The organism is Paraburkholderia xenovorans (assembly GCF_046030735.1).
In the GTDB taxonomy this organism is placed as follows: Bacteria; Pseudomonadota; Gammaproteobacteria; order Burkholderiales; family Burkholderiaceae; genus Paraburkholderia; species Paraburkholderia xenovorans_A.
In genome coordinates this window covers 165,628-180,843 of record NZ_JAQQBV010000007.1, presented here as the reverse complement: position 1 = coordinate 180,843, position 15,216 = coordinate 165,628, and the positions used below count along the sequence as shown (strand labels likewise).

14 protein-coding genes are annotated in these 15,216 nt (G+C 65.6%); 12 read left to right on the top strand and 2 right to left on the bottom strand.

What is annotated here, in order from left to right; translation table 11 throughout:
* Positions 1-20 precede the first annotated feature (20 nt).
* A complete protein-coding gene (locus PQQ51_RS09435) occupies positions 21-737 on the bottom strand; it encodes a response regulator (protein ID WP_408496502.1) in 717 nt (238 codons plus the stop codon).
* A 227-nt stretch (positions 738-964) separates the two neighbouring features.
* Between PQQ51_RS09435 and PQQ51_RS09430 the strand changes: the two genes are divergently transcribed.
* The 7 genes from PQQ51_RS09430 to PQQ51_RS09400 all read left to right on the top strand — a co-directional run bounded on the left by PQQ51_RS09430 (position 965) and on the right by PQQ51_RS09400 (position 7,877).
* Entirely contained in the window at positions 965-2,206 is a 1,242-nt protein-coding gene (locus PQQ51_RS09430) for an ABC transporter substrate-binding protein (protein WP_408496501.1), read from the top strand.
* Positions 2,207-2,216: 10 nt separating this feature from the next.
* Entirely contained in the window at positions 2,217-3,287 is a 1,071-nt protein-coding gene (locus PQQ51_RS09425) for a FecCD family ABC transporter permease (protein WP_408496500.1), read from the top strand.
* Entirely contained in the window at positions 3,284-4,156 is an 873-nt protein-coding gene (locus PQQ51_RS09420) for an ABC transporter ATP-binding protein (protein ID WP_408496499.1), read from the top strand. Before PQQ51_RS09425 ends, PQQ51_RS09420 begins: the two co-directional genes overlap by 4 nt.
* A 122-nt stretch (positions 4,157-4,278) precedes the next feature.
* Positions 4,279-5,430, top strand: coding sequence for a porin (locus PQQ51_RS09415; RefSeq protein ID WP_408496498.1), 1,152 nt, complete (start codon positions 4,279-4,281; stop codon positions 5,428-5,430).
* Positions 5,431-5,512: 82 nt separating this feature from the next.
* Positions 5,513-5,809, top strand: a complete 297-nt coding sequence (locus tag PQQ51_RS09410; protein ID WP_408496497.1) for a hypothetical protein — start codon at positions 5,513-5,515, stop codon at positions 5,807-5,809.
* Positions 5,806-6,120: a hypothetical protein gene (locus tag PQQ51_RS09405; RefSeq protein WP_408496496.1), complete on the top strand. Its 315-nt coding sequence runs from the start codon at positions 5,806-5,808 to the stop codon at positions 6,118-6,120. Before PQQ51_RS09410 ends, PQQ51_RS09405 begins: the two co-directional genes overlap by 4 nt.
* Before the next feature lie 71 nt (positions 6,121-6,191).
* Positions 6,192-7,877, top strand: coding sequence for a PepSY-associated TM helix domain-containing protein (locus PQQ51_RS09400; protein ID WP_408496495.1), 1,686 nt, complete (start codon positions 6,192-6,194; stop codon positions 7,875-7,877).
* 120 nt (positions 7,878-7,997) lie between these two features.
* Here the strand turns inward: PQQ51_RS09400 and PQQ51_RS09395 are convergent, their stop codons facing one another.
* Positions 7,998-10,211, bottom strand: coding sequence for a TonB-dependent receptor (locus tag PQQ51_RS09395; protein ID WP_408496494.1), 2,214 nt, complete (start codon positions 10,209-10,211; stop codon positions 7,998-8,000).
* Positions 10,212-10,553: 342 nt separating this feature from the next.
* Between PQQ51_RS09395 and PQQ51_RS09390 the strand changes: the two genes are divergently transcribed.
* From PQQ51_RS09390 to PQQ51_RS09370, 5 genes are all read left to right on the top strand, one after another.
* Positions 10,554-11,816: an MFS transporter gene (locus PQQ51_RS09390; RefSeq protein ID WP_408496493.1), complete on the top strand. Its 1,263-nt coding sequence runs from the start codon at positions 10,554-10,556 to the stop codon at positions 11,814-11,816.
* 68 nt (positions 11,817-11,884) lie between these two features.
* Positions 11,885-12,316 (top strand): response regulator, encoded by a 432-nt coding sequence (locus PQQ51_RS09385; RefSeq protein ID WP_408496492.1) that lies wholly within the window; start codon positions 11,885-11,887, stop codon positions 12,314-12,316.
* A gap of 215 nt (positions 12,317-12,531) precedes the next feature.
* Positions 12,532-13,575, top strand: coding sequence for a MerR family transcriptional regulator (locus PQQ51_RS09380; protein WP_408496491.1), 1,044 nt, complete (start codon positions 12,532-12,534; stop codon positions 13,573-13,575).
* A gap of 30 nt (positions 13,576-13,605) precedes the next feature.
* Complete coding sequence (locus PQQ51_RS09375; protein WP_408496490.1) at positions 13,606-14,262, top strand: RNA polymerase sigma factor; 657 nt, start codon at positions 13,606-13,608, stop codon at positions 14,260-14,262.
* A 134-nt stretch (positions 14,263-14,396) separates the two neighbouring features.
* On the top strand, positions 14,397-15,008 hold the full coding sequence (locus tag PQQ51_RS09370; RefSeq protein WP_408496489.1) for a DUF2878 domain-containing protein: 612 nt from the start codon (positions 14,397-14,399) through the stop codon (positions 15,006-15,008).
* The last annotated feature ends 208 nt before the right edge of the window (positions 15,009-15,216 follow it).

The following is a 15,216-nucleotide window of genomic DNA, read 5'->3' as shown; positions in this document are numbered from 1 at the left end:
ACGCGCGGCGCGCGCTTGCGTCAGGCTTCGTAGGCGACATCGGCGACCAGCATATAACCCTCGTTGCGCACGGTGCGAATCAGCGCGCTGCCGCGCCGCGCCTCGTCTTTCAGATGCTGGCGCAGACGGCTGACGCAGACATCGATCGAGCGGTCGAGCGGCGTGCGTTCCTTGCCGAACACGCGGTCGAGCAGAAACTCCCGTGACAGCGGCCGGTTCGGATGGTCGAGCAGCGTGCGCAGCGTGCGGAAATCGGAGCCGCCGAGCGACACGACCACGCCGTCGGGCGACAGCATCTGCTTCATCCGCGTATCGAGCCGCCAGCCGGCGAAGCTGACGAACGCGGACGCATCGGCGCGCGGTGCTTCCGGCATCGCGCGCGTGCGCCTCAGCACGACCTTGATCTTGGCGACCAGTTCGCGCGGATCGAAGGGCTTGGGCAGGTAGTCGTCGGCGCCCATTTCGAGGCCGAGGATACGGTCGAGCAGCCCGCCGCGCGCGCTCAGGATGATGATCGGCACGCTGTGGCCGCGGCGCAGTTCGCGCGTGATGTCGAGACCGTCCTCGCCGTCGAGCATCAGATCCAGCACGACGAGATCCACCTGCGAGGTCTTGATGATCCGCTCCATCTGCGCGCTGTTTTCGGCGGTGCTCGCGTCGTAGCCCATCTCGCGCAGATAGTCGCGCAACAGCGTGCGGATGTTGGGATCGTCGTCGACGATCAGTATGTGGTCCATCGTCAAATTCTTCTTTTTGCCGGATTGCCCGGTGCGGATGGTAGCCGCTTCACGCGCGCTCAGGTGGGTTCCGGGCGCGTTCCTAAGTGGATTCGACGCACGCCGGATGCGTGCGACGCCGCGCCAACACATTCCATTACAAAACAGCCTGTTTCCAACACATCGCCATTACATTGCGTCGCTAAAGTGACGCCAAATCGCAATCATTCTCATTCACCAACTATATCATGTCGATTTTCGGAATCACTTCAGGCACTCGTGGCCTGGCGCCGGTCGCGCGTGCGATGGCGGCGTGCACGCTGTTCGCATGCGGCGCGCTGGCTGTGGCGGCGGATGCGGTGCCGACGTCGGCTGCGGCCTCAACCGCGGCAACCGTTGCAACCGCAGTCGCCCAGGCACAAACCGTCACCGACCTCGCCGGCCGCACGGTCCGGATTCCGGCCGAGCCGCACCGCATTCTGCTCGGCGAAAGCCGTCTGCTGATGGCGGTTGCGCTGCTCGAAGGGCAGCATCCGCTGGCGCGCGTGGTCGGCTGGCAAGGCGATCTGCCGACGATGGACCCGCAAACCTTCGACGCATACGCGGAAAAATTCCCCGCGATCCGCCAGGTGCCGCTGATCGGCAAGGCGACCGAAGACAGCATCAGCGACGAAAAAGCGCTGAGCCTGAAGCCCGATCTGGCGATCTTCAGCATTGCCGGTCACGGTCCGAGCCGCTACAACGCGCTCGTCAAACAACTGGAAGCGACCGGCACGACGGTCGTGTTCGTCGACTTCCGTCTTCATCCGATGCAGAACACGTTGCCGAGCATCAAACTGCTCGGCGCGGTGATGCATCGCGAGAAGGAAGCCGACGCGTACGCGCAGTTCTATCAGCAGCATCTGGCACGCGTGCAAAACGTGGTGAACCGGATTCCACAGGCGCAACGGCCAAAAGTATTCGTCGATCTGCTCGCGGGCGTGTGGGATGCGGGCTGCTGCCACACGGCCGGCAACGGCAACTTCGGCGAGTTCGTGACGGCGGCGGGTGGCCGCAACATCGCGGCCGGCCTCGTGCCCGGCGTGCTCGGCGACATCAGCATGGAACAGGTGATCGCGGCGCGCCCCGACGTGTACGTCGCGACCGGCAGTCGCACCAAGCCGGGTCTCGCGTCGTTGCGGGTCGGCGCGCTGACGAGCGACGCGGACGCGCGCGCGAGCCTCGCGGCACTGGTCGCGCGGCCGGGCTTCGAGACGATCAAGGCGATTCACGACGGCCGCGTGCACGGCATCTCGCACAACTACTACGACTCGCCGTACAACATCGTCGCGATCGAGGCGTTCGCGAAGTGGTTCTATCCGCAGCAATTCAAGGATCTCGACGTGCGCGCGACCCAGGCGGAGTTGTATCGCCGTTTCCTCGCGGTGCCGCCCGATGGCGCGTACTGGGTCGATGCGCCCGCTACCGCCGCGCCGCTTGCTGCGCACTGAGATTCGTCCGATGTCCACGCTTCAGACTCCCGCGGCCGTGCCGCGCGCCAGCGTGCAACGCTACCGGCGTCTCACGCAGCGGCGCATGCTGTGGCTCGTCGCGGTCGGCTTGCTGATCGTCGGCTCGTTGCTGTTCGATCTGCGCTCGGGGCCGTCGGGCCTGCCGATCTCGACGCTGCTGCGCACGGTGTTCGACCGCGCGTCGGCGGACCCGGCGACCAGCGTGATCGTCTGGCAGATCCGCTTGCCGTACGCGGTGATGGCGCTGATCGTCGGCGCTTCGCTTGGGCTTTCCGGCGCGGAGATGCAGACCATCCTCAACAATCCGCTCGCGAGCCCGTACACGCTCGGCGTCTCGGCGGCTGCGGCGTTCGGCGCGTCGCTCGCGATCGTGCTCGACCTCGCGATCCCCGGCGTCTCGCAGACCTGGATCGTGTCGGCCAACGCGTTCGTGTTCGCGCTGCTGTCGGCGCTGGTGCTCGACGGCGTCGCGCGCTGGCGCGGCATGAGTACGGCGGGCGTGGTGCTGATGGGCATCGCGCTGGTGTTCGCGTTCCACGCGCTGGTTTCGCTGATGCAGTTCATCGCGTCCGCGGACGCGCTACAAGGTCTCGTGTTCTGGACACTCGGTTCGCTTGCGCGCGCCGACTGGACCAAGATCGGCGTGCTGTGCGTCGCGCTCGCAATCGCGTTGCCGCTCTCGATGCGCAACGCGTGGACGCTCACCGCGCTGCGTCTCGGCGAAGACCGCGCGGCGAGCTTCGGTATCGACGTGCGGCGGCTGCGGCTCGGCACGCTGCTACGTGTGTCGGTGCTGTCGGCGCTGGCGGTGTCGTTCGTCGGCACGATCGGCTTTGTCGGGCTGATCGCGCCGCATATCGCGCGCACGCTGTTCGGCGAGGATCATCGGTTCTATCTGCCGGGCAGCACGCTGATCGGTGCGCTGATGCTGTCGCTGGCGTCGATTGCGTCGAAGCTGATCATTCCGGGCGTGCTGATTCCGGTGGGCATCGTCACCGCGCTGGTCGGCATTCCGCTGTTTCTCGGCATCGTGGTGCGCTCGCAGGGAGAGCTCGGATGAGCGGGCTCCATATTCACGATCTGAGCGTCAGTTATGCGAAGCGTCGGGTGCTCGTGTCGCTCGAAGCGGGACCGTTGCCGCGCGGACAGATCACCGCGCTGCTCGGGCCGAACGGCAGCGGCAAGTCGACGCTGCTGCGCACGCTCGCCGGCCTCACGCACGCGCAACACGGCGCGTTGTCGCTCGACGGCGAAACGCTCGCGTTATCCGCGGCGAACGCGCGCTCGCATAGCGTCGTCTATTTGCCGCAGGCGCTGCCGGCAGGCGTGCGCTTGCAGGTGCTCGAATCGGTGCTGGTCGCGTGCCGCGCGACGCGGCGGGCGTCGTTGCGGCCGCGCCATATGAACGATGTGAGCCATGTCAGCCACGCGAGCCCCACGAGCCCCACGAGCCCCGCGCGCCATCCGAACGATGTCGAGCAGGCGCACGCGGTCTTGCAGCGTCTCGGCATCGACACGCTCGCGTCCCGTTCGCTCGACGAATTGTCGGGCGGCCAGCGTCAACTGGTCGGCATTGCGCAGGCGCTGGTGCGCGACCCGCAAGTGCTGCTGCTCGACGAGCCGCTGTCGGCGCTCGATCTGAACCACCAGTTTCACGTGATGCAGGTGCTGCGCGACGTCACGCGCGAGCGCGGCATCGTGACGGTCGTCGTGATGCACGACATCAACACGGCGATGCGCACCTGCGAGCGCGCGATGCTGTTGCACGGCGGCCGCATCGTGCATTTCGGTGCGCCGGAGCAGGTCGTCACACCGGCGAGTCTTGCGGAAGTTTTCGGGGTCGTCGCGCGCATCGAGCCGTGCTCGCGCGGCCAGCATCAGGTGCTGATCGACGGTCTCGCCGATCGCACGGGCATCGCCAGCCACTAGACGTACGGCCCAGCCAGCCCTCCAACATCTATTCGACGTGCTGCGAACGGCGCCCTCGCGGAGGGCGCCGTGTCGTCGCGCGCGACAGCGCGGTTTCGTTCAACAACATGGTCGGGGAAAAAATGAAGAAGACTCTTGCGATTGCCGCGTGCGCGGCGGGGTACGTGGTGGGTTATGCGCCGCTCGCGCACGCGCAGTCGAGCGTGGCGCTGTCGGGCATCATCGACGCGGGTTTGTCGTACACGAACAATCAGAACGGCCATAGCAACGTGCAGGCCGGCAGCGGCAATGTGACCGGCAGCCATTGGAGCATTCGCGGCTACGAAGATCTCGGCGCGGGCACCGCGGCGCTGTTTCAACTGGAGAGCGGCTTCAGCGTGATGAACGGCTCGTTGCGGCAGGGCGGTCGCGAGTTCGGTTATCAGGCGTTCACGGGCCTGACCAATAACCGCCTCGGCACCGTGACGCTCGGGCGTCAATACGACTCGGTGGTGGATTACCTCGCGCCGCTCAGCTTCACCGGCCACCATCCCGGCGGCAACAATCTGTCGGCACACCCGTACGACAACGACAACCTGAACAACTCGTTTCGCGTGAACAACGCGGTGAAGTTCGCGAGCGTCGATTATGCGGGTCTGAAATTCGGCACGCTGTACGGCTTCTCGAATGAGGCAGGCGGCTTCGACGACAACCGCCTGTACAGCTTCGGCGCTTCGTACGACAACGGTCCGCTGAGTCTCGGTGCGGGCTATCTGCAGGCGAACAATGGCGGCAGCGCGAACACGAACGGCGCGCTTACGCTCACCGATCGCACCTTCATCGCGGCGCTTCAACGCACCTACGGCGCGGGCGCGAACTACGCGATCGGCGCGGCGAAGCTCGGTTTCGTGTGGACCCGCACGCAACTCGGCGGCCTCGCGACGATCAACGGCGCGAACAGCCTTGGTCTGGTGCAGAACGGGCAGGGCGCGAGCTTCAGCAACTATGAAGTCAACGCGAGCTACGCGTTGACGCCCGCGTTGAGCCTGAATGGCGAGTACACCTATACAGCCGGCGCGACGTCGAACGCGACGGGCTCGCATCATCCGAAGTGGCAGGAGGTGTCGGTGCAGGCCGACTATGCGCTGTCCAAACGCACCGACGTCTATCTGCAAAGCAGCTATCAACACCTCGCCGCCGACGGTTCGGGCTTGACCGCGGACGTGAGCGGACAGACGGCTTCGTCGACGAATCAGCAGATCGTGGTGGCCGCGGGCTTGCGCCACAAGTTCTGATCCGGGCGAAATCGTGGCGAGCCGTGTATGATAATGATTCTCATTAAAGAATCATCGACTTCGTACGGCGTCTCGTCACACCATGGGGAATGTTTTGATCGTCGCGCCGGCTTTTGCCGGCGCTTTGCTGTTCTATCTCGCTAGCGACGGCCAGCGCTGGTTGCGCCGCCCGTGGCCCGCCCGGCCGGCGCGCGTCGCGGCGGCCGTTTGTATCGCGCTGTCGCTCGTGTGCGCGGCGCGGACCTTGCATCCGGCCGCGTCGGTTTCCGTGGTCGTCACCGTGCTGATGGCGAGCCTGAGCGTGTTGCCGTTTGTCGGCGCGCTCGTCGAGCGCTCCCGCATGAAACGCGCGAACCACGCGGCGCGCGGCGCATCATGACGCGCAAGTCCAGCGGCCCACGCGCGGGCGCTTCGATCGAGCGCGGTCTCTTTTTGAAATTCGTCGCAGGCGTGAGCGGCGGCTTCGGTCTTGCACTGGCGGCGAGCGCATTGTTCGTGCGGCTGTCGCCGGGCGGGCTCGAGGCCGCGAGCAAGTTCCATGTCGCGATGTGGCTCGTGCCGCCGGTCTGGATCACGGTTGCTTCGGCATCCTTCATGTTTCGCAGCACCGCTCGCGCTTTTGCCGGACTCGCGGTGGCCAACGCGGCCGCGTTCGCGCTGGTGCTTTTCTGTCAGCGTATGCCGTTCTGAGCGGGCGCGTCAGCTCATTGATTCCGCGAGCGGCGTGCCGCCTGTTCCGCTCGCTTTCCTTCGTATCCAGCATGCGCAGCGATATTCTTCGCGTCTACAAAACCGTTCATACGTGGACCGGCATTGTCGCCGGCCTGCTGCTTTTCATCGCCTTCTACGCGGGCGCGGTCACGATGTTCAAGGACTCGCTGTCCGAATGGACCACGCCGCCGACGGTGAAGGCGATGCCGTCCGTGCCGATCGGACAGGCCGACGTGCTGGTCGAGCGCACGCTCGGCACGTATCCGGCGGCGCGCAAGTTCCTTCGTCTCGCGCTGGTCGACGAAGACCGCGTGCGGCTCTCGTGGCAAGCCGCGCCGGGCCAGCGCTGGTATGCGTGGCTCGACGGCACCGGCCGCCTGCACACGGCGCACAGCCAGCCGTCGGACGCGGCGCGCCTGATCGACGGGTTGCATATGACGGGCGGCGTGCCGGGCGGTTATGACGTCGGCGTGGGTGTGATGGGCGTGGTGTCGTTCCTGTATGGGCTCGCGCTGGTGTCCGGCGTGATCGTGCTGCTGCCGACGCTGGTGAAGGATCTGTTCGCGTTGCGCATCGGCAAGAATCTGAAACGGATGTGGCTCGACGCGCACAACGTGGTCGGCCTGTTGAGCCTGCCGTTTCATCTGGTGATGGCGCTGTCGGTGGTCGCGTTCGGTCTGGGCGATTACATCTTCGACGTGCAGGACAAGCTGATTTACGAAGGCACGCTCAAGCCGATGATGAGCGCGCAGAATCCGTACTTCGCGAAGGCGCCTCACGCCTTGGGCAAGCTCAATGGCGAGGGCGACGGCAACCGCGCGGCACCGGTTCCCGCGATGCTGCCGCCGGCCGCGCTGCTCGCGAAAGTGCGCGAGCGCGCGCCGCATTTCGTGCCGACGGCGCTGCTATACCGCGGCGCGGGCGAGCCGGGCGCGACCGTGTTCGTCGCCGGCGACGACGAGCGTTACCTCGCGCGCGACGGCGGCTTCGCGTTGCTGGACCCGGCAACCGGCGCGTTTCTGAACACGCAGTTCCTGCCGGACGGCGGCAACGGCAGCAACTGGTCTGCGTCGACGAGCGCGTTTTACGCGCTGCACTTCGGCAGCTATGGCGGCGCGCCGGTGCGGTGGGGCTACTTCGTGCTCGGTCTCGCCGGCGCGTTCCTGTTCTACTCGGGCAATCTGCTGTGGATCGAAAGCCGGCGCAAGGCGATGCGGCGCGATGGCGCATCGGTCACGCAGCGCCGTTCGACCTTCGTGATGGCGTCGTTGACGGTCGGCGTGACGCTCGGCTGCATCTGCGGCGTTTCGCTGACGCTCGCGGCGGGCAAGCTGCTGGCCGGGCGCGTCGGCGATCTGCATACGTGGCATATCGCGATCTACTACACGGTGTTCGTCGCTTCGATTGCGTGGGCGATGCTGCGCGGCGCCGCGCGGGCTGCGGTCGACTTGCTGATGCTCGCGACCTGCTCGACCGCGGCGCTGCCGTTGGCGAGTCTGGCCGGTTGGCTCGTGCCGGCGAGCGGCTTGTGGTTTTCCGCCGATGCCGGGCCGCTCGGCGTCGATATCGGTGCGGCGCTCGGCGCGGCGTGCTTTGCGTGGATGTGGCGCAAGACGCGGCAGCGAGTTGCGTCGGAGGAGCGGACCGATAGCGTGTGGTCGTTGCGAGCCCGGTCGGCGCAGCGGGAGACGACGACCCACGCGATGGATGAGGTGGACGCGCAGCCCAAGCACTAATCCACGCGCTAACGGCTGCACAAACAAAACCGCCGCCGGGCATCACACCCGGCGGCGGTTTTTTCTATCCGGCGCGATAAGCGTACACAACGGGCCGCGCCCCAGCACGACGTCAGGCGATCAGAAGTCCGTCGTCATCGAAAGCAGGAACGTGCGCGGCGCGCCCTGGAACAGATAACCGCCGTTCGTCGACGCCCAGTACGACTTGTTGGCGACGTTCAGCACGCTGGCGCGGAACGTGGTCTGTCTGCCGAACAGTACAGTCGCGTAACGCGCGCCGAGATCGACGGTGTCCCACGCATGGATGGCCAGCGTGTTGGTCGCGTTCAGATACTGCGGACCGGTATGCGTCCAGCGCGCGGTCAGCGTCAGGCCGTTGAGCAGCGGCACGTCGTACTCGCCGCCCACGTTGAAGATGAAGCTCGGCACGCCGATCGGGCGCAGGCCGTCGGTTGCGCCGCTGGCCGTGTCGAGCTGCCGCGCGTCGATGTAGGTCGCGCCGGCGATCAGGCGCACGCCCTTCAGCGGCTCGCCGGTGATCGACGCTTCGACGCCGCGGTGACGCTCGTTGCCGTCCGCGACGAAGACGTTGGCACTGTTCGTATACGTGGACGGCTTCTCGATCTGGAACGCCGCCAGCGACGCGCCGTACTGCCCGTTGTCGTACTTCACGCCCACTTCATACTGTTTCGAGCGCTCGGGCGGCAACAACTGGCCGAAGTTGCTCGCGGTGCTCGGCGCCTGCTGGCCGATGGTCAACGCCTCGCTATGATTCGCGAAGAACGCGACGTTCTGCCAGGGCTTCACGACGAGGCCGAACAGCGGCGTGGTGACCGAGTCGTTATAGGCTTCGTTCTGCACGCCGGTGTAGCTGAAGCCGTTCGAATTGATCTCCTGATGACGCGCGCCGATCGTGAACAGCACGCGGTCGTTCAGGAATCCCAGGGTATCGGAGATCGCGACGCTGCGCATCAACGTGAGGGCGACGGTTTGCGGATCGGCGAGATTGCCGCCCGTATAAGGCATGGCTGGCAACGCGACTTGCGGCGTGTTGTAAATATCGGTATTGAACGACTTGCTCAGCGAATAGGCCGATTGCGAATCCACCCGCACGATCGACGCGCCCGCCGTCACGAAATGCGTGACCGGTCCGGTCCTGAAGTTGCCGCGCACCCCGACTTCTGCGGACGTGCCGTCTTCCTTGTGCGGCACGTACATGGCCGAAGCCGTCGTACCGGCATTCCCGACGGACGGATTCGAATAGATCCCGTGCTCGTCGGTGTGACGCGCGCCGCCGGCGATGTAGGCCGTCCAGCCCGGCAGGAAGTCGTATTCGGCGCGCAGAATGCCGACCGTGTCTTCGATCGACGAATAGCTAAACGTCTGCGCATAGTTGTAGCTCGCCGACGGCGTGGCCGGCACGAAATTGCCGGTGGCGAACACGTCGGGCCGGCCGTCGTTGACCCGCTGGCGCTGATACAGGAAATCGGCGTACAGGCGCAGCTTCTCGCCGCGCCAGTCGAGCGCAACGGCCGTGGTGTTGTCGCGCCGATGTTCGCCGTCGACCGACGTTTCGCCGTCGCTATTCGCCTGATTCACGCGGATGCCGAACTGGTCCTGGCTGCCGAAACGGCGGCCCACGTCGATATGTTCGCCGAACCCGCCCGAGCCTGTGCCTTCCAGTGTGACGCGCGTGAGCGGTTTGTCGTCGGCGCGCTTCAGTTGCAGGTTGATGCCGCCGCCCACCGCCGAGCCGGCCGGCGACGCGCCGCTCAGAAACGCGTTCGCGCCTTTGAAGACATCCACGCGTTCGAGCGCGTCCGTCGCCACCAGTTGACGCGGTGTGATCCCATACAGGCCGTTCAGCGAGATGTCGTCGCCTGCCAGCAGAAAGCCGCGGATCACGAACGCCTGCGCGAAGTTGGCGTAGCCGGAGGTCGAGCGGACCGCCGGGTCGTTGGCCAGCACGTCCGCGAGCGTGCGGGCCTGCTGGTCCTCCATCAGTTTCGACGTGTAGGTGGTCATGCTGAACGGCACGTCGATGTTCTTTTTCTGGCCCAGCACGCCGAAATCGGTGCCGCGGGCGACCTGGCCGCCGCCGAAGGTCGGCGCGAGATCGCCGGGCAGCGCGTCTTTGTTAGCCTGAACCTTGACGGCCGGCAGTGTCGTGTCGCTGGTGGATGGCGGCTCGGCGGATTGGATTGCCTGGGCCGCCTGGGCCGACGCGATGGCGGGGAGACTGAAGGCCACCGCGATGGCGGCGAGGATGGCTGCGCGATGGACCGGAGTCTTGGCAGGCCGTGCCTGCGGGAACTGGCGAAGTGAAACGGACATGGGATAGGTTGAAAGCGTGGTCGTTGATTTCCGTCCCGAGGCGCGTTTGGAATCCGGGCGGCATTTTTCTGTACATCCCGGCGTGACGTGCGACCGGGGTGGTTACCCATCGCGCGATCTATCCGGCATATGTGTTGTGTTCGCGGATTCTACAGTAAATGCGAATCGTTATCATTTCATAAAAACAAAGACAGGCACGGTTGTGCGTATGGCACAACGGTTGCGGGGGAGTGGCTCCATCCCTGGCGTTTTTGTTAGCGAGGTCATGATGGTCGAGCCGATTCGTCCGGGCCGTTTGCGAAGTTGCGTGCGTCGACGCGGCAACGCGCGTGGACGGGTGTCGTGAAGCCGGGTCGGGCGCTCGAAGCGCTGAGTTTCTTCGTCGCCGATGTGCAGGCGGGGATCGGCCCGTTCCTCGGCGTGTTCCTGCAGGCGCGCGGTTGGGGCGCCGACCAGATCGGCACGGTGATGACCATCGGCGGAATTGCCGGGATGCTCGCGACCTCGCCGGCCGGCGCGCTGGTCGACGCGACCCGTCACAAGCGCGCGCTGGTCGTGATTGCGGGCGTCATGACCGTGCTGGCTTCCGGCTTGCTCTGGATTTCGCACGCCTACTGGACGGTCGCCGCGTCGCAGGTGGTCACCGCGATCACCGGCGCGGCGCTCGGGCCCGCGCTAGCTGGCATCACGCTGGGCATGGTGCGGCGCGACGGTTTCGACCGGCAGTTCGGACGCAATCAGGTGGCCAATCATGCGGGCAATGTGGTCGCGGCGGCGCTGTCGGGCTGGTTGGGCTGGCGCTACGGCTTCGGTGCGGTGTTCGCGTTGAGCGCGGTGTTCGGCCTGCTGTCGCTTGTCGCGGTGTCGCTGATACCGGCCGGCGCGATCGATCACGATGCCGCGCGCGGCGCGGGAACGGATGCGGGCGCTGACGCTTGCGCCGATTCCGCTGCCCCGACGACCGGTTTTCGTGTCCTGCTGCAATGCCGTCCATTGCTGCTGCTGGCCGCCGCGTTGGGCTTGTTCCACCTCGGCAACGCGGCGATGCTGCCGCTCTACGGCCTCGCGATCGTGGCCGCGCATCAGGGCGAGCCGAGCGCGTTCACCGCGGAAACGATCGTGATCGCGCAACTGGTGATGGTCGTCGCGGCGATGTCGGCGAACCGGCTGATCCGTTGGCGCGGCTACTGGTGGGTGATCCTGCTGACCTTTCTTGCGCTGCCGGCGCGCGGCCTGATCGCGGCGTCGGTGATTCATGCGTGGGGCGTATGGCCGGTGCAGGCGCTGGACGGCATCGGCGCGGGTTTGCAAAGCGTCGCGGTGCCGGCGCTGGTGGTCCGGCTGCTGGAAGGCACCGGCCGCGTGAATGTCGGGCAAGGCGTGGTGATGACCGTGCAGGGCGCCGGCGCGGCGCTGAGCCCTGCGTTGGGCGGGATTCTCGCGCAGCGCTTCGGCTATCCGGTCGCTTTTATCGCGCTCGGCGCGGTGTCGACGGGGTCATTGATTGTGTGGCTGGGTTTCGGCGCGTCGCTGCGCCATGCGTGCACGAGCACCGCAAATGTGCCCCGCGAACCGGTGGACGAGGCCGCGCCGTCGGCGTCCTGACGCACGCCACGCCGAACCGTGGTACGCGGTTTGCTGACTGCTGACGGTTTTTATTGCCCGTGTCCTACATGTCTCGAACACCATCGACCTGCCAAAGATGGAGCGCTCGCGAAGTCCGCGTGCTGCACGAACTGCCGCGCGTACTCGTCGTCGACGACAACGCCGGCGCCGCCGAAGCGCTCGCCACCTATCTGTCCTACGAGGGCGTGGAAGCCAGAACCGCGAGCGGCTGCGCCGACGCGCTGCGCTGTGTGAAAGACTGGGTGCCGGACGTGGTCGTGCTCGACATCATGATGCCGGAGCGCGACGGCTACGAAACCGCGAGCGCGCTGCGCAACTATCTGCCGACACATAGTTTGGGGATCGTCGCGTTCACGTCGCTCGATCAGGATCACGTGAAGGAAACCGGTAAAGCGCGCCACAATTTCGACGGGTATTGTCAGAAAGGCACGGCGCCCGGCGTGTTGCTCGAGCTGATGAGGAAGCTTTGGCGGGGGTGAGATCGTGGGCTAACGCGCGTTCTGGATGCTGCTCCGGGCACCAGGATCAATGGAAACAACAGCGTTAATCCAAAGCCATATGGGCATCGCGATATGCCGGTCGTGGTGCGTCAATGCTAGCGTTTCGCTATGCACGGCGAGTCGTAAAATCGTTTCATATGGTCGCTGCATCAGTTATGATTGAAACGAAATAACTCATTCTTGAGCGTTTCATCATGACTCCGGAAAACGATCAAATCACTCCTCGTCAAGGCTACAAAAGCGGTGAGGCAGCACGTCTTGCCAAAATGCCGGTCACGACGCTGCGCATCTGGGAGCGCCGTTACGGCGTCGTCGCGCCGCCGAAAACCGCGTCAGGCCAGCGCTTGTATTCGGAGGACGACGTCCGCCGACTCACTTTGATCAAGATCCTCGTCAGTCGCGGTCATGCGATCGGCGCGATCGCGCGGATGGACCGCGAACAGTTGCAGTTTCTCGCCTCCCGCACCGGGCGCGACAGCAGCGCAGCGGCGGAGTTTGGCGCGAGTGAAGCGGCGCATCTCCGGCTGGCGCTGGTCGGCGGCAATCTGGCGCAGCGTCTCGAAGCGTCCGGTGTCGATTGGCGGCCTTATGGCGTGGCGGCGCTGGTCCACTTCGCCAACCTGGACGAAGCGGCCGGGCGTGCGGCAACGGAGCGCTTCGACGCGTTGCTGGTGAGCGTCGATTCGTTGCAGGAAGATTCGGCCGCACACGTCATCGAGCTTGGCGAGGCGATGCGCGCGAACGCGATTGCCGTCGTCTACAGCTTCGGCACCGGGCCTGCTGCGGAAATCTTGCGCGTGGCCGGCGTGCGGCTGTATCGCGAGCCCGACAGCAGAACGGAAATCCGCCAGATGCTCGGCGATCTGTGCGAGCACGCGCGGCTCCAGGAGCGCATCGGCGACGACGCGGTGTGGTCGCGCGCGCGCCGCCGCTACGAAGACAGCGAACTGGAAGCGATCGCGAACCGCTCGTCGACGATTGCCTGCGAGTGTCCGCGGCATCTCGCCGAACTGATCATGAAGTTGTCTTCGTTCGAGCGTTATAGCGACGCGTGCATGTCGCGCTCCGCGCAGGACGCCGCGTTGCATCGCTATCTGGGCGACGTCAGCAATCGGGCCTGCGCGATGATCGAGGCCGCGCTCGAACGGGTCGCGCGGGAAGAGGGCTGGTTTGCTGCCTCGTCCGCGCCCACGTCACCGACGCCACCCACGCCATCTGCACCGCTGGCCGCCGAGTAATACAACGCCCACTGTCGCGGAGAGTGCCGGATGCAACACGATGCTTCGACCGATGCGACCGATGCGACCGATGCTGCGGCTGCTCATGTGAGCGTCCGTGCGCCCGTGCTGGATGAGCGGGGCCTGCATCTCGCGGAACTCATCGAGCGCATTGCGAACCACGACGCGGCCGCCTTCGAGACGCTGTATCGCGGTACGGCGCCCGCGCTGTTCGCGCTGGCGCTGCGTGTGACTCGCACCAGCGAGGCCGCTGAAGACGTGGTACAGGACGGCTTCATCAAGATCTGGCGTTTTGCGGGCTCGTATGAGCGGGCGCGGTCGTCGCCGTTCACGTGGATGTCGTCGATCGTGAAGAATCAGGCGCTCGATTATCTGCGGCGCAATGCGTCCGCCGGTGTCTACGTCGAAGAACTGGACGAGCGTTTTGCAAGCGGCGACGGCGGCAGCGAATTCTCCCAGCCGACGGCGCTCGATGCTGAGCGCTTGTCGATCTATCTCGGCCGGCTGACGCCGGTTCAGCGGCAGGCTATAGCGCTCGCGTATTTCAGGGGCCAGTCGCAGTCGGAAATCGCCCGCACGCTCGACGCGCCGCTCGGCACGGTGAAAAGCTGGATCGGCCGCGGAATGGAATCGTTGCGCGCGATGGTCGACGGTCGGCATGCGCCGCCTCACGGCGGTGTGTACTGACACGCCGGTTGGCGGCGCGCATCCAGTCGGGTTTATCTCGCGTAAGCGTTTGATGAGACCTGGCGCGTGGCGCTTCACGGCCAGGTGCGTTAGCGCGGACACCGCGTGCGTCAATCCATCGCGGGACGAATCGAATGCGGACCACCCAACACTCTTTCGCCGGACGCCCCGCGCGCCACGATAAGCGCGCGCCGCCAGCCTGGCTTTACTTTGCCGTTTGCCAGCTCGGCTGGTTCGTCTGCGTGTTGAGCGCGGCACGCGGCGCGGGATGGCTCGGCATGCTGTTCGCGGTCGCTGCCGTGCTATGGCATCTGTGGCGGGTTGCCGGGCCGATTCGCGAAGCGCGCCTGCTGGCGTTGACCGTAGCCGTCGGCATGATGTGGGAAAGTGCGCTGGTTTATTCAGGATTGCTTTCTTATCCGAGTGGAACGTTTATCGTGGGGCTCGCACCGTACTGGTTGAGCGCGCTATGGGCGCTCTTCGCGATCCAGTTCAACACGGTGTATGTGTGGTTGCGCGAAAAGACCTGGCTGGCCGCGTTGCTCGGCGCATTGGCGGGGCCGCTTTCCTTTCGAGCCGGCGCGGCGCTCGGCGCCGTGCATTTCGACCGGCCGCTCGCGGCGTGGGTCGTGTTGTCGTTTGGTTGGGCCGTGCTGTTGCCCGCGCTGCTGAAACTCGCGCGACGTTGGGATGGCGTGCATTACGCTGGTCAGGCTGAAACGGCTACGCGGAACGGCACTTGCTGAGGTCGGGTTATCGCTCTCGAACCCTTCGACCCTACACGGAGTGCTTTCGCATGAAACCTTTCGTCGTCGCTCACATGATGTGGAGGGCGGCTCGCACGTGAGCATCCTTCGTCGTTTGAAGTCGCGATGGAGAAGTGGTATGCGCCCGCGTATCTGAAAGTGTCGTCCGTTGAAAAAACGGAGCATGACGCGGTGTGGCTGCGATACA